A 25,317-nucleotide genomic window follows, 5' to 3' on the forward strand; every position below is an offset into this window, starting at 1 on the left:
AAATGATCTCGGTGAGCTCTTGTGTTACCCGAGTCTTCCAAACGGTACTGATAGTACTTTTGGTTTTGATCTCAGGTTGCTCCGCACTATCGCCGTACTCAACGCAAACACGTCTGGATATCAGATTGAGCGCGAATGATCGACTGAATCCCGATGTGAATGGCAGGCCGTCTCCGGTTGTTTTCAAGCTGCTTGAACTTCGGCGTCCCGTGACGTTTGAGAGCATGGATTTTTTCTCGCTTTATAAACGTACCGGGCAGGCGCTGGGAAATGATCTGGTGGCCAGTGAAGAGTTCGAACTTCGTCCCGGCGACAGTATTGAGTTGAAGCTGAAGCTCGACGACAGCAGTCGTTATGTCGCGGTGCTCGCGGCTTACCGCAACGTGTCCGAGACCCGCTGGCGTCAGGTGATTCAAATACTCCCCAACCAACAGAACAGCGCTGTTTTTGTATTGGGGGATTCCGGGCTTCAACTGGCAGACAGCCCAACTCGCACAGGAAAGTCGCTATGAATTCGCACAAGGTTATCTGGCAGGAAGGCATGCTGCTTCGCCCGCAGCACTTTCAGCATCACGATCGTTACTATGACGATCAATTGCGGATTCGGACTCAGTTGGCAGGCGCCTACAACTGGGGCTTTACAGCTCTGGAAATTGATCCGCAATTTCTGGGTTCAGGGCAGATCGTGATTGCCCAGGCCTCGGGCATCCTGCCGGACGGCAGTGTCTTCGATATACGCGGCCATGAGAGTCCTTTGGCGCTGGATATTCCCCCCAATACTTCAAACGTGTCGGTGTACCTGGCACTGCCGATCACGGCGGGCAATTGCATTGAGTCTCGCAGTCACGAACAGCCGGATGTGGTCGCACGGTTTACAAGCTACTCAGCGAACATCCGCGATTCAAACGCTGGTGAAGACCGTTCCACGCCAGTGCTGTGCGCCCGGCCAGAGTTCCGATTGTTGATGGGGGAGCCCCAGGGAGAGCACACCTACAGCATGCTCAAGGTCTGCCACATTCTGATCTGCAGTCCTGACAAGTCGCTTTCGCTGGACCTCGAATTTTCACCGGCCTTTATCAGCGCCAGCGGTTCCCGCTTTGTGATGTCGTGCCTGAGGGAAGTGGCAGGTTTGCTGAATCACCGTGGGGACGTGATTGCCGAGCGTATCGGTGTTCGCGGTCAGGCCAGTGGCGCAGAGGCAAGCGATTTGATGATGTTGCAACTGGTCAATCGCAATGCATTGGTTTTTCAACACTATCTCACTATTCGAAGCATCCACCCTGAAGAGCTCTACCGTGCACTGCTGTCGCTGTTGGGCGAGTTATCGACATTTGGCGGTGAAAGCAGACGTCCTCGATTGGAGGTTACTTACCAGCACAGTGACCAGGGCTGCACATTCAGAAGCGTAATGTCCGAGATTCGACAGATGCTGTCGATGGTTCTCGAGCAGCAGGCTCAGGAACTGGAGTTGCAGCCCCGGCAGTATGGAGTTCTGGTTTCGCCTCGGGTGGATCGTGAGCTATTGGGGGATGCCTCGTTCATTATTGCTGCCCGTGCAGATTGCGATGCCGAAGAACTGCGTCTGCGACTGCCTTCGCATCTTAAAGTCGGTTCGGTGGAACGTATTCGCGAGCTGGTAAGCCTGCATTTGCCGGGTTTACGTATCAGGCCTCTGCCTGTGGCGCCTCGGCAAATACCGTTCCATGCTGCCAAGAGCTATTTCATTCTCGATGTCGATGACCGGGAGCAGACCGGGATCGATCAGTCGGGAGGATTCGCTTTCCATGTATCAGGTGAATTTCCCGGTCTTGAACTGCAGTTCTGGGCGATCAGAAATTGAACAGGGTGGCGGATGTGCAAAGCGGTCTCGAAGATCATGCTGCTTTCGACCGGGATAATAGCGGGTCGAAAAGCGGCTACTTCACCGACACCCACCACACGCATCTTTTCGAAGGTCTGCAGGAGCAGTTGCTCTACAGCACTCGGCGAGTATCGGAAAGAAAGGCCGATAGCCACGTCAATCCACTGGTTGCTGCAGCCAGCGAATTGCTGGCTCAGGTCGCAAAACTGGGCGCAGCAGATGACGTTGGAGATATCCATCTTCTGAACGTACAGCTTTCCGATCAGGTGAAACTGTTCGAAGCCAGGGCAAGGCGAAACGCGATAGCGAACGATGAGCTGCTGGCCGCGCGCTATGTGCTGTGTACGGTAGTGGATGAAGCTGTACTGAACACGGTTTGGGGTAGCCAGAGTGACTGGTCGAAGATCAGTCTGCTAAGCCGCTTTCACAAGGAAACCTTCGGCGGCGAAAAATTCTTTCAACTGCTTGAAAAGCTCTCCGCAAACGCTTTCAGGCATCTCTCGATGCTCGAGTTGATGTACCTGTGCCTGGCACTCGGTTTTGAGGGGAAGTACCGCTCCCATCGTCGCAATGGCAACGAGCTGGAAGATATCCGGCATAACCTCTATCTGCAGATAAGACACGTAAGAGGCGACGTTTCGCGAACGCTTTCGCCTCACTGGCAGGGCGCACGCTCCGGCGCTGCCGACCGGCTGCGCATTATCCCTGCGTGGCTGATTGTGTTGTTCACCGCTATAAGCCTGACCGCGCTGTATTGCGGATTTGCCTGGGTACTCGGCGAGCAGCGTGAGGCCGTACTCAGGCCTTATCAGTCTGCGGATGCGGTAGTCATCGAGCGGCGGTCTTGAAATGAGAGATGCAGTGAAAAACTTGTTTAAAAAACTCATGACGCTATTGGGCAGCAGCTGGTTCTGGTCGCTGTTATTGGTACTGACGCTGGCTGCCTGTATCTGGATATTCGGGCCCTTGCTGGCGATGGCCGATAACCGGTTCTGGGAGAGTCCCGTTGTGCGCCTGGCGACTATCAGTATGTTGTTGCTGATTTGGGGCCTCGGGGTTGTATTTCTCAACTGGCGCAGCGGCTTGCAGAAAAGGCAGAAGGAGGAAAGCCCGGCAGGCCAGGAACATCTGCGTAAAACTATCGCGGTGGAAAAAGAGCGCCTGGAACTTGCGGGGCGTTTCAAGGATGCCTTGCGCGTGATCAAGGATTCGGACCTATATGGCGTATTGGGCACCAGGGGCCGAAATGAGCTGCCATGGTATGCAGTGATCGGCCCCCAAGGTAGCGGCAAGACCAGTCTGCTGGATTTTTCCGGGCTCGATTTTCCCCTGGACAGGCGCGGGCGCAAGCTGACGCACGATATGCGCAGCACCAGCAGTTGTGGCTGGTATTTCACTGAGCAGGCAGTTCTGCTGGACACATCCGGGCGCTATCTCGAGCAGCCCGTGCCCGACGTCGACGGCAGCGCATGGACCACGTTATTGAAGTTGCTGCGAGGCCGCCACCGCGCGCATCCACTCAGCGGGGTGCTGGTAACACTGCCGGTCGACACTTTGTTTGACGAGCACGACAAGCGTCTGGAGAAAATCGCCGAAGACGTACGGGCTCGCCTGGACGACATATTTCATCAGTTGCATATCGATGTGCCGGTTTACCTGGTAATGACCAAGGCCGACTCGGTTGCAGGCTTCGACGCCTTTTTCGATCAACTCTCCCGGGAAGAGAGTGAACAGGTCTTGGGCGCTACGTTCCGGCAGGGTGAGCAAGGCAGTGGTATCGACGTTCTTGGCAAGGCGTTCGATGCCTTGCTGCAACGCCTTGGCAGTCAGGTTATCACTCGCATTCATCAGGAGCGGGACAGCCGACGCCGTGGCGAAATGCTTGAGTTTCCCAACCAGCTTGGAGGCATCGCGTATCGACTGAGCGTCTTTGTCGAGCTGGCATTTTCCGGAAATCGCTATCAGCGGGCCAGTCAGTTTCGTGGATTTTACCTGACCCGAGCGCCGCAATTCGTGCAGAACGATCAGCCATCCGATGGGCAAAGCGATACCGGATCACTGACCCGCTACAGCGGAAAAGCGCGGTTCATTCATGATTTGTTACGACATGTGATTTTCCCTGAGGCCGATCTCGCGATTCTCGATAAAACAGCACGCCGAAAGATTCAGTGGCGTCAGCGGGGTATGTGTTGCGCGGCGTTGTTGCTCTTGTCTGTGTTCGGTGTGCTGTGGGCGACCGGTTTCAGTGCCAATCATGACCGGCTGGAAAGGCTGCGTGTTATGGGCGAGCAATGGGCGCACCAAAGATCATCACTGGGCGCCGAGGACGATCTGCTGACGGTCCTTGATAGCTTGAATACGCTTTATCTGGCGGCCCGCGTATTTCCGGATGGCGATGAGGTCGGTCTGCATGAACGCAGTGGCCTCTATCAGGGCAAGCCTGCCAACGATGTTCTGATGCGCACCTATCATGCGGAGCTGCAGAGGGAGTTGCTGCCACGCGTGGCCCACATGATTGAGGCGCGCATAATGGCTAGCCTGGGGGATCGCGAGCAGTTGCTGGATAGCCTGCGTGCCTACCTGATGCTGGTCAAGGACGAGCACCGGGAACCCTCTGCGCTGAAGGCGTGGGTAGCGACCGACTGGTCAGTTCGTTACGTCGGTCATGCGCAGGCTCAGAACCAGCTGACTCAGCATTTCGAGCGTCTGCTTGCTCAGTCCTTTGCCTACCCTGTAAACGACGCGCTAGTGGCACAGGCTCGACAGGTTCTGCGCAACGAGTCCTTTGCCAGCGTCGTTTATCGAGTGTTGCGCGAAAGGGCAAGTACACTCCCGGACTACAGTCTGGCCCACCACGTCGGCTCTCAGGCAGGTTTACTGGCGGGCACTGATTACCGAATTCCCGGGCTTTATACCCGCCATGGTTATGAGCAATATTTCGTCACTCGTGGCACGGGTTTAGTGACCGAACTCATGCATGACAACTGGGTTCTGGGTGAGGGCGCGCAGTTCGATGCAAAAAAGCTGCGGATGCTGATGGTCGAGCTGGAAAAGCTGTATTTCCGGGATTATGCCGATTATTGGGCCGAGGCGATCGGACGGGTTTCGCTGCAACCCTTCGAGGGTCCTGGTGCTGCTGCGGTGCAAATGGCCGGGCTGACGGCAGCCCATTCACCGTTGTTGCAATTACTGATCGAAGTACGTGACAACACGCTTTTTCCGGTCCTTGCAGACAGTCTCGACGCGATGAAGGCTGAAGCTGGTAAAGCTGTCTCTGGACCATCGCCAATCACTCAGGTGGCCGCGATTGGCGATAAAGTTCAGCAGGCGGTGACTGTCAGCCTGCCCGGGACGGCAAAGAAATCGTTGCAGCGCCGTTTTGATCCCTTACACCGTTTACTGGACAGCGATAATGGTCCGACTCCCGAACTGATTGCCGCATTGAGCGCGATCAATGAATTGCAGATGCAAATGGCTGCTTTGGGGCGTTCAGGTCAGCCCGATCTTGCTGCCTACGAAATGGCAAAGGGACGAATGTCTGGACAGCGGGATGCACTGAGCAACCTGCGCAACGCGGCGACCGGTCTGGCGCAGCCTCTGGGCGGGTTGTTCAATACGCTTGCGGAGGACACTTGGAGCTTCGTGCTGTATCAGTCTCATCGGTACCTCAACCAGCGCTACAAGGCCGAGCTTTACAGTTTCTATGAGCAATCTCTCGACAAGCGCTATCCGTTTCATGCACACAGCAGCAGTGATGTGGCGCTTAATGATTTTCGTGAGTTCTTCGGCTCGCAGGGGATAGCCGAACGCTTCTTTGATAGCTACCTGAGGCCATTTGTCAGTGGCGATCCGGGGCGATACAAACTGCGCAGCATTGACGGCTACAGCCTGCCCATGAGCCGTGCGTATCTGGATCAGATGGCAGGTGTGCATCGAATCCGCAAAAGTTTCTTTGCCCATCGCGCGCAAGAACCGCAGGTGCAGTTTACCCTTGAACCCTACACGCTCGACCCAAGTGTTCGCCGCGCCGAGTTCCGGCTGGGCGAGCAATCACTGGAGTATCGGCATGGTCCTATCGTACCGACCTTGTTCAAATGGCCTGCTGACGCTGAAGAGGGGCGTACGAGTCTGGTGATGGAAGGGATGGCTGGCAGGCCGCTGGGGATTGAAAAGAACACCGGTCCCTGGTCGCTGTTTCGCCTTCTGGATCTGATGCAGACCGAGCCTCTGAAAGGGCGCGATGTTCTGCTGCTCAAGGCCGAGGTGGGCGGGATGCGCGCCAACTATCTTTTGTCGAGCCAGCGGGCACCCAATCCATTTGATATGAGTGCGTTGCGCGATTTTCGTATGCCTGCGCAGCTGTGATGCCAGTGAATGGACTGGAACGCTGATTAATAGAAAGGACACTGCATGAGTCGCAGGATCTTTAGAGGTCCTGTGTTGCATCGGCATTCGGAGCGCTTTCGATACAGGAATGAGTCTTGCGTTCAGGGTGACGCGGAGCGTAACGAACGGCATTCCCATGCGGAGCGTGGGGACGATAATCGCCGTGATCGAAACCCTGTTTTTGCGTGAAGAAATACTCAGCGTTAGCCCTGTTGTCAGTCGACCAACTGCACCAGACTCGGCTCAATCGCATCCGCGCTCACCTCAAGCAGCGCCAGCGTCACCGGCAGTTTGAAACGCCGCCGTCCGGCGCTGCCCGGATTCAGATACAGCGTGTCGCCGCGCCAGTCGATGAGGGGTTTATGCGAGTGGCCGGTAACGACCAGTTTCACGCGGTCATCCACTAGCGCTGGAACGTCGGCGATGTCGTGGACCAGCAGGACTTGCCAGCCGTCGATGTCGAAGCGTAGGTGATCGGCGATGGGGGTTGCCCAGTCTGCATCCATGTCGTTGTTGCCGCGCACGATGTGCAGGGGGGCGATGGCGGTCAGTTGCTCGACGATGTCCTGGCTGCCGATGTCACCGGCATGGATGATCTGTACGCAGCCCTGTAGCGCAGCGATGGCTTCAGGACGGAGCAGTCCGTGGGTGTCGGAAATCACACCAACTTTCATACGGGGGCCTCGGGTCGGGGGCAGGGTAGAAGCGCAGTGTAACGCGTTGCGCTTCTACGACCAGTTACAGGATAGGCGTTATTGGCCGCACCCAAGCGCCAATACCAGCCGCTCCAGTCCGATGCCAAACCCGGCACCCTCCCGATAGGCGCCGCCGCCGACCACTTGTTGCTGCGCACCTAGGCGTGAACATCGCACCTCGAAGCCGTTGCCTTCCAGGTAGTAGCTCAGGCCCCGTTTCACGGCGGTATTGAGTTCATAGTCCAGGCCCAGCGAATCCAGAAAACCGGTGCAGATGGCCTGGCTGCGCAGCAACGCCTGCTGCGGTGAAGGGCTGAGGATTTCCAGCCCCAGTTGGGTGAATTCGCGGTAGCGTCCGGCTTGCGGGCGCTCGTAGCGATAACAGCGTGCCACGTAGAAAAACAGGGCTTCGCGTCGCCCCTCAAGCAGGGCTTCACTGCGCTCCTGAAACAGCGCCGTGGCTTCGGGTATCAGGCAACAGGCGCGCCCGGCCTTGTCCTCGAAGGCCCACATCTGGCCGATGATTTCGCTGCCGCCGGCTTTTTCGATAAAGGTGTCCTGGCCCCATAAGGCCGGCACTATCGCTTCCTCAGCCCCGGCTTCGATGAAGATAGCTCCGGAAACGATTTTCTGTGTCACGCAGGGTTGCGGCTTCTGTTCCGGTCACGATGCGGGTTCCGCGTAGCATGGTCATGGGTGATGATCTCCAGTTTTTTCAGGCAATAAAAAAGGCGCCATGGGCGCCTTGGTCGGTTTCACTGATGGGTCAGAATGTGGATCTATATCTGGCCAATCGATGAGCACAAGCAACCGCAGCACCTTGAAGCGGGCTGTGGTGGTGATGTCGGTTGCTTTGGGGAAATTGATTCATGGCTGATCCTTGCATGCTTTAACGCATCGCTCAAGTAGCGGTTTTGACGGACACGGTTTATCTGAGCCGCGCCATGCTCAAGGCATCGACGAACAGGCCATCGCGCACCGCGTAGTTGCGCAGCCGGCCCTCTGTTTCGAAACCGAATTTTCGATACAGACCTTGGGCTGCTTCGTTGTCGACATACACGGTCAACTCCACTCGGTGCAGGTTCATCCAGTTATCTGCGATGTCCAGTGCTGTTGCCAGCAACTTCGAGCCGACGCCTTTGCCCTGCCAGGCCGATGCGACGCCCATACCGATAGCGCCGACATGGCTTTGTCGACTGCGCGAATACTGCTCCAGGCCAATGCTGCCAATCACCTCGTTGCCATGGAGAGCGACCAGTTTCACGTGTCGCTCGGTACTGGCAGCCAGGCGTTTGCGCCAGACTTCGATGGACTGATAAGGCATCTGCAGTACCTGACGGCACACCGCAGGCTCGTTATAGAGTGCAGTGACACCTTCGAGGTGAATGTCGGCCATGCGCTGGATGAGGATTTGCGGGGCAGGGGCGTGCACGTTGATTCGTTCCTTGAATTGCGTATTGGCGGTGAGGCCGAAGCGGCATTTTGCGGTATAGCTGCCGCCGCGTTATACGGGTCAGACAATATATTCGGGTTTGCCCATCGCTTGCCAGTCTGCAAAACGAGCATCTATGACTGGGGACAGTTTGTCGTAATTGGCCCAGGTGTCTTCAACGCTGTAGATCGCATCCTGGGTGACACCAAAGGCGAGCACGTAATCATCGACATAGCGGCTGTCGCTGTTCAGTCCCTCGTAATAGGCTATCGCGAACGCATTGCCGACTGTATTGAACTCCTGATCGGTAAGCTTTTCGTCGAGCATTGATATAACGAAGGCACTGCCCGTAAGCTCGCGTTTTTCCAGCGCGTCTACCTCGCTTTCTGCATCATCGAGCAGCTCTTCACTGGCCAGTTTGTTCAGCAGCATCCAGGCCAGAAACATACCGATGTGCGTTGCACCGGCGGCGTGTGGAAGGTCGCTGGGAAAGTTGCCGTTATAGTGCCAGGAGGCGTCGTCGTATTTCATTTCTGCTCCGATTGAGGCACGCCAGTATCGATTTTCAGGCGTTCGTTCGAGGCACTTTGGCAGCGGATTATCCTGGCCGCAAGCAGGTAATATCGAGATTGGCGCCACAGTGACTCAAGAAATAATGTATTTAAAACAGCCGAATTGAATGAGGGCCAGCGACACCGCCATTCTGTTCGCACTCATCAAACAAGGAATGACCCTGCCAATGACGGAGCAAAAAATTTACGGTGTTGAAGGCGAGAGCGAGGACTTTCGTGTTGCGGTTGCCAGTGCGCAGCGCACCTTCAGATTCTTCTGGCGCGAGATGTCCTGGGAGCGTCGCCGAATTGTGAAAGCGCTGGACCTGGCTGCGGTAAAGGTGTCCTTCACGACTGACTCAGCCGATCCCGACAGCCCATCGGTTGAGAACATGTGGGTCACGGATGTCGATTTCGACGGCCTGACCCTCTCGGGCATTCTCATGAATGAGCCTGTGTGGGTGAGTTCGATAAATGCAGGGGACCCTGTGTCGGTTTCCCTGGACCGCTTGAATGACTGGGTCTATGTGTTTGGCGGTCGCGCATTTGGCGGTTTCACTATCGATGCCCTGCGGTCCGGCATGTCTGCGGCCGAGCGCGTCGAGCATGACCAGGCGTGGGGGTTGGACTTTGGTGAGGCGGGGACCGTTATGCTTGTTCCGCCAGCAGAGGGCAAGTCACCGGTCTGCTTCTCGCGCGCACTGGACAGTGCATCGGATAAACGTGCCTTGAACAAGCTGGAGCGGCTTGAGCATCCGATGGGACTGAACGCACAGGGTGCCGTGGAAGAGGGCCTTCGGGATGATCCGGGTCTGGCCACTGACTACGACGACTCGGGCTGGCAAATGATCCATCGCGAAACCCTCGCCGGTAATTGCAATTTCGTCGCTACGCTTCTGTACATGGGGGCAGATTCTGCGGCGACCAACAGCAATGGCCATGACGTACTGACGCTTGCGCGTATTGCAGGATGGCCGAGAACCATCGAGCTCTTGGAGGGGGATCGGTCGAACCTTGAAAAGCACGTACAGCGTCGTGGCTTTCCAGCCTGGCCCATTGGGCTGACGATGGCGGTCATCGGGGTGGTCGGCCTTTATTTTGCTGCCTTGAGCCAGTCGACAGGTTCTCTGATTGTCAGAAACGACAGCCTCTTAAGCACTGGGCTTTTCATTGTCCTTGTCTGGTTCCTGGGGCAGGGTCTTATTCTCTGTACGGGCCCCTGGTATTTTCGACTCCGGGAGCGCACGCCGATATGGGGCAAGGCCAGAGCGCTGGATTTGCTGGCAATGCTTATCGGAGTATTGCTCGCTTTCTTCCTGCACGATCACTTGGGTAATTATCTGCATTCCCTTTAAAACGTCCCGCGGCAAAACAGAGCTATTGCTTCCATTTCCTCATAAGTGTACCGTTGTGTTCACTTATGAGGAGGGTCGCACCATGTTAGCCACTTCGCTCGTTCAGCTGTCACAGGAGCCCATCAAGCCAGGTATTGGCGCGCGTGTTTTCAACGGCAAGCAGGAACTGCTGTCGGGGCAATTCGCTGGCGAGATCCGGGAGCTGCTGGAGCAGCGAGGGGTGCTGGTGTTCCCGCAGATTCATTTTTCCGACGCAGAGCAAATTGCCTTCACTCGCACGCTGGGTACGTTCTGCCCTGAACCCGGCGATGGGCAGAACATCACCCGGATCAGCCTGGATGTGAAAGAGAATCCGGCAGGCGCGGAGTTTCTCAAAGGTTCGCTCTACTGGCACATAGACGGTACGAGCAGCGATTCACCCATTCTGGCTTCGTTGTTGTCCTGCAAGGTGCCCGCCAGCTGGGGAGGCAACACGGGTTTCTGTAACACTTACGCGGCGTACGAGGGACTATCGAGCGCTGAGCAACAGCATTACGACGGTCTGCGCGTCATTCATGCCCCATGGGCATCGTTACTCTATTACAATCCGGAGCCCGGCCTTGCGATGCTCGAGGCCATGCAGGCTATCGGCGAGAAGGAGTTGCCGCTGGTCTGGAAGCACCGATCCGGTCGCAAGTCGCTGATTCTGGGCTGCACCGCGCAGCAAGTCGTTGGCCTCAGCCTGGCGCAAAGTGCGCGAATTCTGGTTGGCCTTCGCGAGTGGGCCACGTCCGAGGCGTTCAGTTACAGCCATGCGTGGCAGGTTGGCGATCTGGTGATCTGGGACAACACCGGCACCATGCACCGGGCCGAAGCCTATGACCCCGAGTGCGGGCGAATGATGCACCGCACCAAGTTGCAGGGCGAAGAGCCCTTCGCGTAATGCGACGACCGCGAGAGCCGGGTGACGCCCCGGCTTTTATACTGAGTGGCTCATTGTGAGCCGGATCGTTTTGCCGGATTGGAGAAACGAGAATGTGCAGACCCAAAGAACCCATTGCGGGTATTTTTCTATTGTTGGTCTTGGCCGCTGGCGGTTGGGTGGCTCAGGAGCCATTTCCTCATTTCGGGATCGATCTGCCTGTCGAAGCCTTGCTGGACGGCGATCACCCTGCGACACCCGTTCCGCCCCGACATCGCATGCAACTCGACGAAGGTCAGTTCAGCAGTGCCTTGCTCGAATCGGTGCCCCTGTATGCGCTTGCAGAGCAGTCTGTCAGCCCGTAAGTCGGCAGTGCTGCGCCCGAGTCAGCTGCCTTCGTTGATGTTGGCGAAGAAAATGCACCCGATCAATCGGGCGAACAGGGTCAGGGTTTCCGCCAGATCGGGGTCGTCAAACAGCGTCGTTCTGGAGTCCAGAGCGCACAACGCGCCATACAGTTGCCCGTCGGGAAGGTAGATCGGTACGCCGGCATAGCTTTCGATGGCGTAGCGCTTTACCACCGGCAGGTTCGCATACCGGCCGTTCGTGCTGATCTGCGGCACGAACAGTGCTTCGGGGTTGACGCAAAACTCGTTGCAGAGCGTGGTCTCGAGTTTGAACACGTCGCCGTCGTCGATACCCAGGTCTGTCGGGTCATAGACAGAGCAGGCGATCCAGTCGGCATCGGTAAACTTGGCAATACCGGCGAAGCGCATGCCTGTCAGGCGAGTGACAAGGCGCAGCACATTGGTCGTGGCCTCGATCTCGGCAATTGCAGAGCGCTCCTCGATGGTCAACAAGCTGCTTTTTGAGGCGATCAATTCCAGACTCATGCACTTCTCCAGAATACCCAAGTGTGGGTAACGGCCCATGCTAACTGACTCGAATGAAAATGCCATCGGGGTTGGTCGCGCCCGCGAGGATTTATTTTCAAGCGAAATATTGACGTCAGTTTTAAAGTTTGAAGCCTCGCTGCCGACATTTGTGGATTGTATAGATAGATGGCAAGGACAGGCCTCTTGCATTCCACTGATGACCAACAAAAGAGCGACTCCCCGTGATAAATACTCTGAGCAATATTTCTGTCAGGTCCAAGCTCGTGCTCGGGTTTGCTTTGGTCATCGTACTGACGGTGCTGATTGCGCTGACAGGCTGGACAGGCATCACCTCGCTGAGTGAACGAAGCGAGCGGATTTCCGACATCGGCAAGCTGAGCTCGCTTACGCGAGATGTCCGCATTGCCCGATTGGCCTATTCGGTCAACTATGACGCCGAGCGCGCCAGCAACTGGCTGAAAGCATTCGAAAGTCTCGAAAATCATGTGAAGTATGCGCAGAAGGTGTTCGACTCGCCGTTGAATATACCGCTGGTCAATACTGCCGCCGACGCCTTGAAGGATTACCGTATTCACTACGACAACCTCATGCAGGCAACCGCTGCCCGTGAGGCGACCCGTTCGGTGTTTGGCCAGTACGCCGATGCAGGCGCTGATGATTTGCAAAAGCTCAACGCTGTTGCCCGATCCGATGACGGCACCCCCGCGCAGCGCGATGCCATCGTGCAGGCGATGACGCTGTTCCAGAAAATGCGCTTCGACTTGCGTGGTTACACCTATTCGCTGAAGCCGGAAAACCGTGCTCCAGCGGAAACATCGATGAACACGGTTATCGAGTTTGTCAGAAATCTGCAAGGTTTCGAGGGTCAGTCGGCGACCATCAAGCACCTTGTTGACTCTATGCTCAGCTATCAGAACACCTTGAATCAGTTCACCGCGGCGCAGGCCAGGATTGATCTGGCTCAGGCAGGCATCACCAAAGACATCGGTATCCTGTTTGAATGTGCTGACAAGCTGTCCGAGAACCAGGTCAACCTGAGAGTGGAAGATGTGAGTCAGGCCAAGATGCTGCTCTCTGTCTGGCTGATTGCAGCGCTGATCATGAGCGCCCTGGCGGCGTGGGTCATTACCAACCTTATCGTTGGCCCGCTGCGTGAAACACTGAAACTGGCCGAGCGTGTCGCTGATGGTGATCTGACGCACAACCAGGTGGTCACCCGCAAGGACGAACTGGGCCAGTTGCAGGGCAGCATGATGCGCATGACCGGCAACCTGCGCGAGCTGATTGGTGGCTTGCGCGATGGTGTGACGCAAATCGCCAGTGCCGCCGAACAGTTGTCGGCCGTCACCGAGCAGACCAGCGCTGGCGTCAACAGCCAGAAGAGCGAAACCGATCAGGTCGCCACTGCGATGCACGAAATGTCTGCGACCGTTCAGGAAGTCGCACGCAACGCAGAACAGGCTTCGCACGCTGCGGTCAACGCCTCGAAAGAAGCTCGCGAAGGCGACGGCGTGGTTTCCAAGGCGGTTGCCCAGATCGAGAAGCTCGCAACTGAAGTCTCTCACTCCAAGTCCGCGATGGACGACCTCAAGAATGAGAGCAACAAGATTGGTGGCGTGCTCGATGTCATCAAGGCCGTTGCCGAGCAGACCAATCTGCTGGCCCTCAACGCTGCAATCGAAGCCGCGCGTGCGGGCGAAGCAGGCCGAGGCTTTGCGGTGGTGGCTGACGAAGTGAGAAGCCTGGCCCAGCGTACGCAGACGTCGACCGAAGAGATCGCGGCATTGATCAGTGGCCTGCATACCCGCACGGCGCAGGTGGCGACGATCCTCGACAACAGCCAGGCACTGACCGCAAACAGTGTCGAGCTGACACGCAATGCGGGTGTTTCCATCAATAACATGACTCAGGCAATCTCGACGATCGAGACGATGAACCATCAGATCGCCGCTGCCGCCGAAGAGCAAAGCGCCGTTGCCGAAGAGATCAACCGCAGTGTCCTGAATGTGCGAGACATCTCCGAACAGACGGCTTCCGCCAGTGAAGAGACTGCCGCGTCGAGCGTAGAGCTCGCTCGTCTGGGCGTGCATCTGCAAAGCCTGGTCAGCCGATTCCGGGTCTGACGTTCATTCCCGGTACACCCCGGCGCGCACCGCAAAGGCTGCGCGCCGGAGTCGACCCGTTAACCCTCCGGCGGTAAGTCCTTACCGCCCCCAAAGCCCCGTCGCGTACTCCACAAAACTTCTCAGCTTGGGCAATCGATAACGGTCCTGCACATACAGCAGGTTTGTCGGTCGTCTGGGCAAATGGTAGTCGGGGAACAGTGCAACCAGCCGGCCCTCCTGCAGGTCGCGCTGTACCAGTGCATCCGGAAGCATCACTACGCCCATGCCTGCACGAGCCGCCTGATAAAGACCGGCGGAAGTGTTGGCCACCATCGAACCGCTTACCTCCACCAGCACGTCGCCGTCTGCGCCGGTCATACGCCACTGTGTACCGGCAGTGCGCCATTCGTCTCCCGCCGGGTAGGCGAACGCCAGACAATTATGCTCACGAAGATCCTCGGGATGCGTCGGCGTGCCGTGACGGGCCAGATAGTCCGGTGCGGCGCAGATGGTCAAGGTGTAATCCTGCAGGGCGCGCGCGATCAGCGGTGAGGATTCAGGCATGTTGCCCAGGCGAATGGCGACGTCAAAGCCATTGTCGATCATGTCCAGACGCTGATTGGTCAGCACCAGGTCGAGCTTGACCTCGGGAAAACGCCGCGAAAATTCGACCAGAGCAGGCGCCAGCACTTCCGAACCGAATGTCAGTGGCGCGGTGATGCGCAGTGTACCTGTGGGGTCGCCGTGGGCCTGCTCGGCCAACTGCTCGGACTCGGCCACCAGCCCCAGCACCTCGAGGCAACGCTCGTAATACGCGGTACCGAATTCCGTCAGTCGCTGGCGGCGTGTGGTGCGCTGCAACAGGCTGACGCCCAAGCGCTCCTCCAGTGCGCGCAAGTGATTGCCGACCATGGTGGTGGAAATCGAACACGCTTGCGCCGCTGCCGTCAGGCTGCCTGCCTCGACCACTTTCACGTACACGCGCATTGCCTGAAATAAATCCATTATCAATCTCAGCTTTAAAATGATTGAAGTATTTCGCTGTTTATCCATTTGAGGTGGTTAACGATACTGCAAAAACCGAAACATACCCAAGGAGCTTCACCTCATGACCGCCACCTGCCTGATGAGCACTTACCAACCTCTGGCCCTGAGCTTCACTCATGGTCTGGGCACACGTCTGTGGGACCAGAGCGGACGTGAGTACCTGGACGCCGTGGCGGGCGTGGCAGTGACCAACGTGGGGCACTCGCATCCACTGCTGGTCGAGGCGATTCGTGATCAGGCGGGTCTGCTGTTGCACACCTCCAACCTGTACACCGTCGACTGGCAGCAGCGCCTTGCGCAGAAACTGACGGCCCTGTCGGGGCTGGACGCAGTGTTTTTCAACAATTCCGGTGCCGAGGCCAACGAGACTGCGCTCAAGCTGGCGCGCCTGCATGGCTGGCACAAATACATCGAACGGCCTCTGGTCGTGGTCATGGAAAACGCCTTTCACGGCCGCACGCTGGGCACGCTATCGGCCAGCGACGGACCAGCTGTGCGCCTGGGTTTCAGTACCTTGCCGGGCGATTACATCAAGGTGCCATTTGGCGACCTGGCGGCGTTCGACAAGGTTTGCACGACCTATGGGCACCGGATCTGCGCCGTGCTGGTCGAGCCGATTCAAGGCGAGGGCGGCGCGCAGATGGCACCCGCCGGGTATCTCAAGGCCTTGAGAGAGCGTTGCACGCGGCGTGACTGGCTGTTGATGCTCGACGAAATCCAGACTGGCATGGGCCGGACCGGCAAGTGGTTTGCCTTTCAGCATGAGGGCATCGTCCCTGACGTCATGACCCTGGCCAAGGGGCTGGGCAACGGCATACCGATCGGCGCCTGCCTGGCCCGGGGCCGGGCGGCGCAACTGTTCACGCCCGGCAGCCACGGCAGTACCTTCGGCGGTAATCCGCTGGCCTGCCGGGTCGGCTGCACGGTGATCGATATCATCGAACAACAGGCGCTGGTGGCAAACGCCGCACTGCAAGGCAGGCAGTTGCTGGCCGGGCTGCGCAATGCGCTGGGTGCCCACCCTAACGTGCTGGACGTCCGTGGCCAGGGTTTGATGATCGGGATCGAATTGCGCCAGGCCATACCTGAACTGACACGCATTGCAGCCGAGGAACATGGCCTGCTGATCAATGTCACTCGGGGCAAAATCATCCGCCTGTTGCCACCCCTGGTGCTGGACGCCGCTGAAGTGGCGCAGATCGTCCAAGGCTTGGCGGCGAGCCTCGACAGCGCCTGTAATCGGTCGTTTGCACGCACTGCCTGACGCCATGGATTAAGGAAAAGGACTACATCGGGCTGTACCGGGATGACCCATATGCGGTAGAACAGACCAGCATCGTGTCGGTCTGTACGCGATGGCTACCCAATGGATTTGAAAGGAGCCCACCATGTTAATCCGGTCCCTGACCCTCGCCACCCTGCTTGTCGCTGCCGGTACAGCGCTTGCTGCCGACAGCGATGGCCCTCTGGCGCAGGAGCGCGGCAAGTCGCGCCCCTTGATCATCATCGCCCCCAGCAGCAACGATCCGGTGCTGGTCAAGCTCAAGAAGTCACTGGACGAGCCTGCCAACCGTGAGGCCTTTGCGCAGCGCAATATGGCGCTGTTCACGGTGGTCAACACCATGGGCGAGCACGATGGTAAAACCATGGACCCGCAGTCGACCATGGCATTGATCCGTGAGCTGAAGCTCGGGGCGGGGACGGGGACCAGGGTCATTCTGGTGGGCAAGGACGGCGAGAAAAAGGTCGATAAGACTCTCAAAAATCCGGAATCGCTAGACCCCAAGGAAATCTTCGCCACTATCGATCAGATGCCGATGCGCGAGCAGGAAGCCGCAGCACCTGCTCCCGAGCCACCAGCCAAACCTGCGCCGGCCGAAAAACCGGGCAAGCCGGTCAAGGGCGGGGCGCCTGGCAAGACGCTGGACGACTGAGTGAACGGCGCGGCGCGCGGCAAACGCGCGCTGCGCCTGATGTGTTGCTCAGTTCATTCGCCGCGAATGTACTGCTCAAGCTGTTGAATAAGGCTAGCCTGTTCTGCAATGGCTTCCTTGACCAGGTCACCGATGGACAGCAGGCCCAGCAACTGTCCGCCTTCCACGACCGGCAGGTGGCGCAGGTGGCTGTCGGTCATTATGCCCATGCACGCCTCGACGCTGCGCTGCGAATCGACAGTGATCACTTTGCTGCTCATGATGTCCCTCACCGGCGTACCCACCGACGAGCGCCCCTTGAGGACCACCTTGCGCGCATAATCCCGTTCGCTGATGACGCCGACCACCACGTTGCCCTCGACCACCGGCAGCGCACCGATGTTCTTTTCAGCCATTAACTTGAGTGCTTCGAGCACCATCTGATCCGGTCCGATGGTATGCACTTGCTGGTTCTGCAGGTCTTTCAATTTCAGTAGCTGGGCGACGGTTTTCATGGGGCTCTCCGTGATCGGGACCTGGATGGCTGTAGTGCATTGCCAGAACCACTACAGAATCATCCAGCACGCAGAAACGAGCAAGCAGTAAATAAGGATCATAGGAATAGGAGGAATCAATTATCCGCGCCCCCAATGTGCCGCTAATTCGCCCGCCAGACGCGCCTTTGGCCTCATAGCCAAGTAGAATCAGTTGTTTTACCGAGCGGTCGAGGTAACAGCGTTGGATGTACAGCAGGGCTTTATCCTGAGTCGGCACTGGCAAGATACGCCCGCCGGGACCGAGGTCGACTTCTGGTTGGCCACCGATCAGGGCCCACGCCATATCCGCCTGCCTTGCCAGCCCTCGGTCGCCTTTATTCCTGCCGAACAGGGCGAGCGGGCCCGATCGTTGTTACGGACCGAGCGTGGTGTCGAGCTGCGTCCGCTGGAACTCTGTGATTTTCGTCACCGCCCGGTGCTGGGTGTGTATTGCCAGCAGCACCGCCAGTTGATGAACATCGAAAAGCTGCTGCGCAGGGGTAATGTAGACGTCTACGAAGCGGACATTCGCCCGCCAGAACGCTACCTGATGGAGCGCTTCATCACCGCGCCGGTGCAGTTTGGCGGCACGCCGGATGCCGATGGCGTGCTCTGCGACGCGCAGATCAGGCCGGCACCCGATTACCGTCCCAACCTGAAACTGGTCTCGCTGGATATCGAAACCACGGCCCGCGGCGAGCTGTATTCGATTGCGCTGGAGGGCTGTGGTCAGCGCCAGGTCTACATGCTGGGCCCGGCCAATGGTGGCGACGAGGCGCTGGATTTTCAGCTCGTCTATTGCGATACCCGCGCGCAGTTGCTCGAGCGCCTTAACGAGTGGCTGGCGCTGCACGACCCTGACGCGATTATCGGCTGGAACGTCATCCAGTTCGATTTGCGCGTGCTGCATGAGCATGCCCAGCGCCTGCAAGTGCCGTTAAGGCTCGGGCGTGACGGTGAAGCGATGGGCTGGCGTGAGCATGGCAGTCGCAACAACCATTTTTTTGCCGACGTGAGCGGGCGGCTGATCATCGACGGAATCGAGGCACTGCGCTCGGCGACCTGGAGTTTTCCGTCGTTCAGCCTTGAATACGTCGCGCAAACCCTGCTGGGCGAAGGCAAGGCCATCGACACGCCATATCAGCGCATGGACGAAATCAACCGCATGTTCGCCGAGGACAAGCCGGCGCTGGCGCGTTACAACATCAAGGACTGCGAACTGGTCACGCGCATCTTTGCCAAGACGCAACTGCTGACCTTTCTGCTCGAGCGTGCCACGGTCACCGGTCTGCCTGCCGACCGCAGCGGTGGTTCGGTTGCGGCGTTCTGCCATTTGTATATGCCGCTGATGCATCGCCAGGGTTTCGTTGCGCCCAACCTGGGCGAGCGCCTGCCGGAGGCCAGTCCTGGCGGTTTTGTCATGGATTCCCAGCCAGGGCTGTATGAGTCGGTGCTGGTGCTGGACTATAAAAGCCTTTATCCGTCGATCATTCGTACCTTTCTGATTGATCCAGTAGGTTTGATCGAAGGCCTTAGGCATCCTGCGGACAGCGAGTCGGTGCCGGGCTTTCGCGGCGCGCGCTTTTCGCGCACCCGTCACAGCCTGCCAGCCATTGTCGAGCGTGTGTGGCAGGGGCGGGAAGCCGCCAAGCGCGAGCAGAACGCGCCCTTGTCCCAGGCGCTGAAAATCATCATGAATGCCTTCTACGGTGTGCTGGGTTCGAGCGGCTGCCGTTTTTTCGATCCGCGCCTGGCTTCATCGATCACCCTGCGCGGGCATGAAATCATGCTCAAGACCCGCGACCTCATTCAAGCGCAGGGCTACACCGTGATCTATGGCGATACCGACTCGACATTCGTCTGGCTGGGTCGTCCTCACGGGCAGGAAGAGGCGGCAAGCATCGGCAAGGCGCTGGTGCAGCAGGTCAACCAGTGGTGGCGCGAGCACTTGCACGCCGAGTACGGTTTGCACAGCGCCCTTGAGCTGCAATACGAAACGCATTTTCGGCGCTTCCTGATGCCCACCGTGCGCGGTGCGGAGGAGGGCAGCAAGAAGCGTTATGCCGGTCTGGTGACCCGTGCTGACGGTTCCGAAGAGATGGTCTACAAGGGCCTCGAAACCGTACGCACCGACTGGTCGCCGCTGGCTCAGCGGTTTCAGCAGGAGCTGTACCTGCGGATCTTCAAGCGTCAGCCGTATCAGGATTACGTGCGTGACTACGTGCAGCGCACCCTTTCAGGCGAGCTGGATGACCTGTTGATCTACCGCAAGCGCTTGCGTCGCAAGCTCGATGACTACCAGCGTAACGTGCCGCCCCATGTGCGCGCCGCTCGGCTGGCCGATGAATACAACGACCAGCAGGGCCGACCGCGTCAGTATCAGAGTGGCGGCTGGATCAGCTACGTGATGACCGCCGCCGGGCCGGAGCCGCTGGAAATTCGTCACGCCCCGATTGACTACGATCACTACGTGACTCGTCAATTGCAACCGCTGGCAGATGCCATCCTGCCCTTCGTGGACGACGATTTCAGCACCCTGATTGGTGGGCAGTTAGGGCTGTTCTAGCGCGAAACCAGCTGCTCAGCGAGCCACGGCAATACCTGCTCACAGGACGCCTCGATTTTCATTTCAAGCAGTTCGTCGGCCCGGGTCTTGCCATGGTTGATGGCGATGACCGGCTTGCCCTGTTCGGCCATCGCTTTGCACAGGCGGAATGCCGACCAGGCCATCAGTGACGTGCCGACCACCAGCAGACCTTCAGCCTCCTCGACACTTTGCATCGCCTTGGCAGCGGTCCGCGCGGCGACGTTTTCGCCGAAGAACACGACGTCCGGTTTGAGCCTGTCGCCTTCACAGTGCGGACAGCGGGGTACCTTGAAGCTCGCCTCGAAAGCCGGGTCGAGCAGGGTGTCGCCGTCAGGTGCCTGTGTCGCGTGGATGCCGATCAGATAAGGGTTTTGCGCCAGCATCTGCTCTTGAATGGCTGCCCGGTCGCTGCGCTGCTGGCAATCCAGACACAGCACCCGGTGCAGGCTGCCGTGCAGCTCGACGACGTCCCGGCTGCCGGCCTGCGTATGCAGTGCATCGACATTCTGGGTGATCAGTCCTGTGATAGCGTTTTCAGCCTGCAACGCAGCCAGGGCCTGATGTGCGGCATTGGCCTGTGCCGCGCGGATCCGCGGCCAGCCGAGCATGGCGCGTGCCCAGTAGCGCTGGCGAGCTGCGGGGTTGCCGAGGAATTCCTGATACATCATCGGCTGTTTGCCACGCCGCACGCCGTCCTTGTCGCGGTAGTCCGGAATGCCGGATGCGGTGCTGATGCCTGCGCCGGTCACCACCAGAAACGGTTTGTCGGCCATCGCCTGGCATAGCGTGTCGAGCAGATGTCGGGTTGGGCTGTCGAGCATGTTTGAACCTCGGGTGGCCTGCCTCTTGTGACGGGTCACATTATCATCTGGCGTGCAGGCAGCGTCGCGGCTGCCACAGCTGTGAGCCGCCGTGGCAGAGGTTGGTTCAATCGCGGGTCCTGGCAGCGGACCGCTACCTCGTCAGTCAGGGCACTGTGCTCCGACGCAAGGGGCGTGTGTCCGTTCAACGGGCGGGTGAGGAGGGCTCTGTGCCTCGCTCTTAATCCTTCAGCGCAATTTTCTTTCCGCGTCTGGCGGCGATGTCGCTGGCCTGGCCGTCACGCTGCTTGCCGGTGCGGGCCTGGGTGATGAGGGCCGGAATCAGCGGGCCTTCCGGCAGGTTCTTCCAGAATCGCGAAGGGAAGTGGCCTTCCATGACCTTGGGGTTGAGGCGCGCGGGATTGAAGATGTGGCTGTAATAGGTCAGCCACAGTTCGCCATGCGGGTCTTCCACCTGCCTGGCCATGGTCTGCCAGGCTTGCGGGCAGCGTCGCTCATGAATCAGTTGTTGGCCGTCGTAATACACGCCGTCCTGAGGCGTGGCGATCATCCAGCGGTGCTGACCCATGCGGCCGATGAAATGCTCGCTGGCACTGAGCAGAATATCGTGCGCCGGTTCGTGCCAGGCCACGTATTGCGGGCGCATCAGGGCTTCGTCGTCAGCCACTGACGGCAGCGCGACAAACCGCAGGAAGGCGTGCAGATGATGGGCCTCGCGCCTTACCGATTTGAGGCGGCGATGCAACTCGCTGCCGAGCCTGTCACCGGCCATCATCGCCGTGCGGTCACCGTGGGTAACGCGCCACAACACTTCGTACAGCAGGCTCCAGCGCTGATCGCCCCGGTAGCGCGAGGCGCTTTCCAGCAACTGCACCAGCTCCAGCGGAACCCGTGCCTGAAACGGCCCGGCTTCCTTGGGGTAGTCTTCCTCACTGCCAAACAGATCGGCGGCATCCGGCGATTTCCAGCTGACCTGGCTGGGGTCGATTTCGTGGCTCAACAGCCAGCGAGCCTGTTGCCGCCAGGTGTCGAACAGGTCGTCACAGTCGAGGCAGATCATCCCCACAGGCCCATTTGCTGAGGCTGAGGCCGGTCGCGCAACTGGTGATGCAGGAACTCGCTGGTGGTTTCCGCGTGCGGCGGGTGGTAATCACTGGTAATGATGAACGGCTTGGCCTTGGCCAGTATGCAGCGCATGCGGGTGAGGTCTTCGTAGCGGATGCGCCGCTGTCTGCGCAACTCGACCAGCCGCTGCGTGGTGCGGATGCCAATGCCCGGCACCCTGGCGATCAGCGCCGGGTCGGCGTGGTTCAGGTCCAGGGGGAAAACCTGTCGGTTGCCCAGCGCCCAGGCCAGTTTGGGGTCGATGTCCAGCGCCAGGTCACCGGGGCCGTCTAGCAGTTCACTGGCAGTGAAACCATAGCCGCGCAGCAGAAAATCAGCCTGATACAGGCGATGCTCGCGCATCAGGGGCGGTGCCGCGAGCGGAACGCTGTTGGGGCTGTTGGGTATCGGGCTGAACGCAGAATAATAGACCCGGCGCAGCTTGAAGTTGCTGTACAGCGACTGCGCGCTGTGCAGGATGGTGCTGTCGTCGGTGGCATCGGCACCGACAATCATCTGCGTGCTCTGCCCGGCAGGCGCAAAGCGCGGCGAGCGAGGCTCGTTGCGCACCGTTTGCTCGCCGGTGTAAATCGTCTGCATGGCTTGCTTGATCGACGCGACGTCTTTTTCCGGTGCGAGGGTCTGCAGGCTCAGGTCGGTCGGCAGCTCGATATTGACGCTGAGACGGTCGGCGTAGCGGCCAGCCTGTTCGATCAGCGCAGGATCGGCGTCAGGGATGGTCTTGAGGTGGATGTAGCCGCGAAACTCATGCACCTCGCGCAACAGCCGGGCAACTTCGACCAGTTGCTCCATGGTGTAGTCCGCAGAGCGAATGATCCCGGAACTCAAAAACAGCCCGCTCACGCAATTGCGGCGATAGAAGTCCAGGGTCAGGGTGACCACTTCTTCGGGAGTGAAGCGCGCACGGGGCACATCGCTGGAGCGACGGTTGACGCAGTATTGGCAGTCGTAAAGACAGAAGTTGGTCAGGAGGATTTTCAACAGCGACACGCAGCGCCCGTCCGGGGTATAGCTGTGGCAGATGCCCATGCCATTGGTCGAGCCGAGCCCGGACTTGTCCTGCGAGCTGCGCTTGGGTGCTCCACTGCTGGCGCACGACGCATCGTACTTGGCGGCGTCTGCCAGAATGCTGAGCTTGTCGATAAGCTGCATGAAGTGCCCCTTTACTGTTTGCATGTACAGTATAGGGTCGGGTGCAGCTCGACAAGTACCGTACAGCGGGCCTGCACGTATCGCTGTGGGTTAACGATTTTCAGCGAGGGTGAAGGCTTGTCCGGACGGGCACACTCAAGGATAAATGTTATTTAATAACATTTGCGTGATCGGTATGTAATACTGTAACAAATAGTTGCAGGTTACTTTCGCGTGAAAACTCCTTTTGCCTCGATAGCAGGCTCCGTGCTGGCCCAATCGGCCTGGAAGCGGGTCCTGTTTTCTCTTGCGGTGCTGATATTGCTCTGGCTGGCCATCGGCTGGTCGGTGGCTATTCCATGAGTGCAGCCATTGCTCTGGAAAACCTTACTGTGGCCTATGAGCGCCGCCCGGCGGTGCACCACATCAGCGGGCGGTTCGAGGCGGGCAGCCTGACGGCCATCGTCGGCCCGAACGGGGCGGGTAAATCGACCTTGATCAAGGCCATCGCCGGCACCATGAAGCCTGCTCAGGGGCGCGTCGACCGTGGCCGCCTGGCGACCCGCACGATAGGCTATTTGCCTCAGGCCGCAGAAATCGATCGCAGCTTTCCGCTGAGCGTCGCTGATACCGTTTCGATGGGGGCCTGGCACAGCATCGGGCCGTTTCGCAGCCTGACACGCAATCATGCGCGACTGACCGGGGAAGCGCTGAGCACGGTCGGCCTCGAGGGCTTTGAAGGGCGCAGCGTCGGTTCGTTGTCGTCCGGCCAGTTTCAGCGGGTGTTGTTTGCCCGACTGCTGCTACAGGACGCTTCGGTGATTCTGCTGGACGAGCCATTTACCGCCATCGACGCACGCACCACTCGTGATCTTCTGGAACTGGTGCGCGCCTGGCACGGGCAGGGGCGCACAGTGATTGCGGTCCTGCACGATATCGAACAGGTTCGTCAGCACTTTCCGCAAACCCTGCTGATGGCCCGTGAAGCCATTGCCTGGGGCGAAACCTCGCAAGTGCTCAGCGCCGCCAACCTGCGCAAGGCGCGCAACATGGCCGAGTACTGGAGCCCGGACGCCTTGCTGTGTGATAGCGAGGACGAGCGCTCATGATGCTCTATAGCCTGGTCGTCGAGCCTTTTATCGAATTCGGTGTCATGCGCCGCGCGCTGGTGGCGTGCCTGGCGCTGGGGATTGGTTCCGGGCCGGTGGGCGTGCTGTTGATGCTGCGCCGTATGAGTCTGGTGGGCGATGCCATGAGCCATGCGGTGCTGCCCGGCGCGGCGGTGGGCTTCATGGTCGCCGGTCTGTCGTTGCCCGCGATGGGCTTCGGCGGGCTGATCGCCGGGCTGGCAGTGGCCTTGCTGTCAGGGCTGGTGAGCCGGCTGACCTCGCTGCGTGAAGACGCCAGCTTTGCCAGCTTTTACCTGACCTCTCTGGCGGCCGGGGTGCTGATCGTTTCGCTGCATGGCTCCAGTGTCGACCTGCTGCATGTGCTGTTCGGCACCATTCTGGCCATCGATGACACGGCTATCTACATGGTCGGCAGCATTGCTTCCTTCACGCTGATTCTGTTGGCAGTGATCTATCGCCCATTGGTGCTGGAATGCTTCGATCCGGGCTTCCTGCGTGCGGTCGGCGGGCGCGGCTCGCTGTACCACGTGTTGTTCCTGCTGCTGGTGGTGCTGAACCTGGTCGCAGGTTTTCAGGCGCTGGGCACCTTGATGGCCGTGGGCATGATGATGCTGCCGGCAACCGCGGCACGTTTCTGGACCAACTCGCTGAGTGGCCTGATGGTGATTTCGACACTGCTGGCGACCTTGTCAGGCCTGATCGGCCTGATCGTTTCCTACCACCTTGGCGTCGCCTCGGGGCCGGCCATTGTGCTTACCGCCAGTGCGTTCTACGGCCTTTCCCTGTTGTTCGGACGCACGGGCATCGTGCGCCGGCTGTTTCCCAAACCTCACCTGGCTAACTGA

Annotated in this window: 24 protein-coding genes and 1 pseudogene; 15 read left to right on the forward strand and 10 right to left on the reverse strand. The window is 58.9% G+C overall.

The genetic code is table 11. From position 1 onward, the window contains the following. Positions 1-2 precede the first annotated feature (2 nt). Genes tssJ through tssM form a run of 4 tightly spaced genes read left to right on the forward strand, consistent with a single transcriptional unit; the run spans position 3 to position 6,226 of the window. Positions 3-512, forward strand: a complete 510-nt coding sequence (gene tssJ, locus GE543_RS16240) for a type VI secretion system lipoprotein TssJ (protein WP_046237589.1) — start codon at positions 3-5, stop codon at positions 510-512. Further along, positions 509-1,840, forward strand: a complete 1,332-nt coding sequence (gene tssK / locus GE543_RS16245; protein WP_046237588.1) for a type VI secretion system baseplate subunit TssK — start codon at positions 509-511, stop codon at positions 1,838-1,840. Before tssJ ends, tssK begins: the two co-directional genes overlap by 4 nt. Beyond that, the gene (gene icmH, locus GE543_RS16250) at positions 1,822-2,709 is read left to right on the forward strand and encodes a type IVB secretion system protein IcmH/DotU (RefSeq protein WP_153221876.1); all 888 of its coding nucleotides are present in this window, start codon (positions 1,822-1,824) and stop codon (positions 2,707-2,709) included. Before tssK ends, icmH begins: the two co-directional genes overlap by 19 nt. A 13-nt stretch (positions 2,710-2,722) precedes the next feature. Continuing rightward, positions 2,723-6,226 carry a type VI secretion system membrane subunit TssM gene (gene tssM / locus GE543_RS16255; RefSeq protein WP_371927185.1) on the forward strand — a complete coding sequence of 1,168 codons (3,504 nt, stop codon included), beginning with the start codon at positions 2,723-2,725 and terminating at the stop codon, positions 6,224-6,226. 236 nt (positions 6,227-6,462) lie between these two features. Here tssM and GE543_RS16260 read toward each other — a convergent pair whose 3' ends face one another. From GE543_RS16260 to GE543_RS16275, 4 genes are all read right to left on the reverse strand, one after another. Then, entirely contained in the window at positions 6,463-6,921 is a 459-nt protein-coding gene (locus tag GE543_RS16260; RefSeq protein WP_046237585.1) for a metallophosphoesterase family protein, read from the reverse strand. A 78-nt stretch (positions 6,922-6,999) separates the two neighbouring features. Next, a complete protein-coding gene (locus GE543_RS16265) occupies positions 7,000-7,581 on the reverse strand; it encodes an ATP phosphoribosyltransferase regulatory subunit (protein ID WP_103364625.1) in 582 nt (193 codons plus the stop codon). Positions 7,582-7,870: 289 nt separating this feature from the next. Further along, positions 7,871-8,374: a GNAT family N-acetyltransferase gene (locus GE543_RS16270; protein ID WP_003409996.1), complete on the reverse strand. Its 504-nt coding sequence runs from the start codon at positions 8,372-8,374 to the stop codon at positions 7,871-7,873. Positions 8,375-8,455: 81 nt separating this feature from the next. Beyond that, a complete protein-coding gene (locus GE543_RS16275; protein WP_003416281.1) occupies positions 8,456-8,905 on the reverse strand; it encodes a hypothetical protein in 450 nt (149 codons plus the stop codon). Between the two features lie 148 nt (positions 8,906-9,053). Between GE543_RS16275 and GE543_RS16280 the strand changes: the two genes are divergently transcribed. The 3 genes from GE543_RS16280 to GE543_RS16290 all read left to right on the forward strand — a co-directional run bounded on the left by GE543_RS16280 (position 9,054) and on the right by GE543_RS16290 (position 11,546). Further along, positions 9,054-10,280, forward strand: a complete 1,227-nt coding sequence (locus tag GE543_RS16280; RefSeq protein WP_052739357.1) for a YegJ family protein — start codon at positions 9,054-9,056, stop codon at positions 10,278-10,280. An 82-nt stretch (positions 10,281-10,362) separates the two neighbouring features. Further along, on the forward strand, positions 10,363-11,202 hold the full coding sequence (locus GE543_RS16285) for a TauD/TfdA family dioxygenase (RefSeq protein ID WP_003410004.1): 840 nt from the start codon (positions 10,363-10,365) through the stop codon (positions 11,200-11,202). 92 nt (positions 11,203-11,294) lie between these two features. Next, entirely contained in the window at positions 11,295-11,546 is a 252-nt protein-coding gene (locus GE543_RS16290; RefSeq protein ID WP_032702858.1) for a hypothetical protein, read from the forward strand. A gap of 21 nt (positions 11,547-11,567) precedes the next feature. Here the strand turns inward: GE543_RS16290 and GE543_RS16295 are convergent, their stop codons facing one another. Next, positions 11,568-12,074 carry a GAF domain-containing protein gene (locus GE543_RS16295; RefSeq protein WP_003410007.1) on the reverse strand — a complete coding sequence of 169 codons (507 nt, stop codon included), beginning with the start codon at positions 12,072-12,074 and terminating at the stop codon, positions 11,568-11,570. A gap of 299 nt (positions 12,075-12,373) precedes the next feature. On the opposite strand from GE543_RS16295, the pseudogene GE543_RS27965 reads away from it, so the two are divergent. Then, a pseudogene (locus tag GE543_RS27965) lies at positions 12,374-13,345 on the forward strand (methyl-accepting chemotaxis protein); the annotation flags it as partial. A gap of 141 nt (positions 13,346-13,486) precedes the next feature. Beyond that, complete coding sequence (locus tag GE543_RS27970) at positions 13,487-14,200, forward strand: methyl-accepting chemotaxis protein (RefSeq protein ID WP_371927190.1); 714 nt, start codon at positions 13,487-13,489, stop codon at positions 14,198-14,200. 81 nt (positions 14,201-14,281) lie between these two features. Here the strand turns inward: GE543_RS27970 and GE543_RS16305 are convergent, their stop codons facing one another. After that, on the reverse strand, positions 14,282-15,187 hold the full coding sequence (locus GE543_RS16305; RefSeq protein ID WP_032702860.1) for a LysR family transcriptional regulator: 906 nt from the start codon (positions 15,185-15,187) through the stop codon (positions 14,282-14,284). Positions 15,188-15,290: 103 nt separating this feature from the next. Between GE543_RS16305 and GE543_RS16310 the strand changes: the two genes are divergently transcribed. Further along, positions 15,291-16,493 (forward strand): aspartate aminotransferase family protein, encoded by a 1,203-nt coding sequence (locus GE543_RS16310; RefSeq protein ID WP_153221878.1) that lies wholly within the window; start codon positions 15,291-15,293, stop codon positions 16,491-16,493. 124 nt (positions 16,494-16,617) lie between these two features. Continuing rightward, complete coding sequence (locus GE543_RS16315; protein WP_153221879.1) at positions 16,618-17,163, forward strand: DUF4174 domain-containing protein; 546 nt, start codon at positions 16,618-16,620, stop codon at positions 17,161-17,163. 53 nt (positions 17,164-17,216) lie between these two features. On the opposite strand, the gene GE543_RS16320 is transcribed toward GE543_RS16315, so the two are convergent. Next, on the reverse strand, positions 17,217-17,657 hold the full coding sequence (locus tag GE543_RS16320) for a CBS domain-containing protein (protein WP_004417934.1): 441 nt from the start codon (positions 17,655-17,657) through the stop codon (positions 17,217-17,219). Between the two features lie 223 nt (positions 17,658-17,880). Between GE543_RS16320 and GE543_RS16325 the strand changes: the two genes are divergently transcribed. Beyond that, a complete protein-coding gene (locus GE543_RS16325) occupies positions 17,881-20,244 on the forward strand; it encodes a DNA polymerase II (protein WP_153221880.1) in 2,364 nt (787 codons plus the stop codon). Here the strand turns inward: GE543_RS16325 and GE543_RS16330 are convergent. The 3 genes from GE543_RS16330 to GE543_RS16340 all read right to left on the reverse strand — a co-directional run bounded on the left by GE543_RS16330 (position 20,241) and on the right by GE543_RS16340 (position 23,363). Further along, entirely contained in the window at positions 20,241-21,086 is an 846-nt protein-coding gene (locus tag GE543_RS16330; RefSeq protein ID WP_153221881.1) for an NAD-dependent protein deacetylase, read from the reverse strand. The two genes, GE543_RS16325 and GE543_RS16330, sit on opposite strands and share 4 nt — an antisense overlap. 220 nt (positions 21,087-21,306) lie before the next feature. Beyond that, complete coding sequence (locus tag GE543_RS16335) at positions 21,307-22,146, reverse strand: TIGR03915 family putative DNA repair protein (RefSeq protein WP_032661479.1); 840 nt, start codon at positions 22,144-22,146, stop codon at positions 21,307-21,309. Next, positions 22,143-23,363 carry a putative DNA modification/repair radical SAM protein gene (locus GE543_RS16340; RefSeq protein WP_153221882.1) on the reverse strand — a complete coding sequence of 407 codons (1,221 nt, stop codon included), beginning with the start codon at positions 23,361-23,363 and terminating at the stop codon, positions 22,143-22,145. The genes GE543_RS16335 and GE543_RS16340 overlap by 4 nt, the downstream gene beginning before the upstream one ends. A 213-nt stretch (positions 23,364-23,576) precedes the next feature. Between GE543_RS16340 and GE543_RS27480 the strand changes: the two genes are divergently transcribed. Genes GE543_RS27480 through GE543_RS16350 form a run of 3 tightly spaced genes read left to right on the forward strand, consistent with a single transcriptional unit; the run spans position 23,577 to position 25,317 of the window. After that, a complete protein-coding gene (locus tag GE543_RS27480) occupies positions 23,577-23,705 on the forward strand; it encodes a hypothetical protein (RefSeq protein WP_002553552.1) in 129 nt (42 codons plus the stop codon). Further along, positions 23,702-24,451, forward strand: a complete 750-nt coding sequence (aztA, locus tag GE543_RS16345) for a zinc ABC transporter ATP-binding protein AztA (RefSeq protein ID WP_005733071.1) — start codon at positions 23,702-23,704, stop codon at positions 24,449-24,451. Before GE543_RS27480 ends, aztA begins: the two co-directional genes overlap by 4 nt. Continuing rightward, the gene (locus GE543_RS16350; protein WP_153221883.1) at positions 24,448-25,317 is read left to right on the forward strand and encodes a metal ABC transporter permease; all 870 of its coding nucleotides are present in this window, start codon (positions 24,448-24,450) and stop codon (positions 25,315-25,317) included. Before aztA ends, GE543_RS16350 begins: the two co-directional genes overlap by 4 nt.

The sequence above is a fragment of the Pseudomonas sp. SZ57 genome (assembly GCF_009495975.1).
In the GTDB taxonomy this organism is placed as follows: Bacteria; Pseudomonadota; Gammaproteobacteria; order Pseudomonadales; family Pseudomonadaceae; genus Aquipseudomonas; species Aquipseudomonas syringae.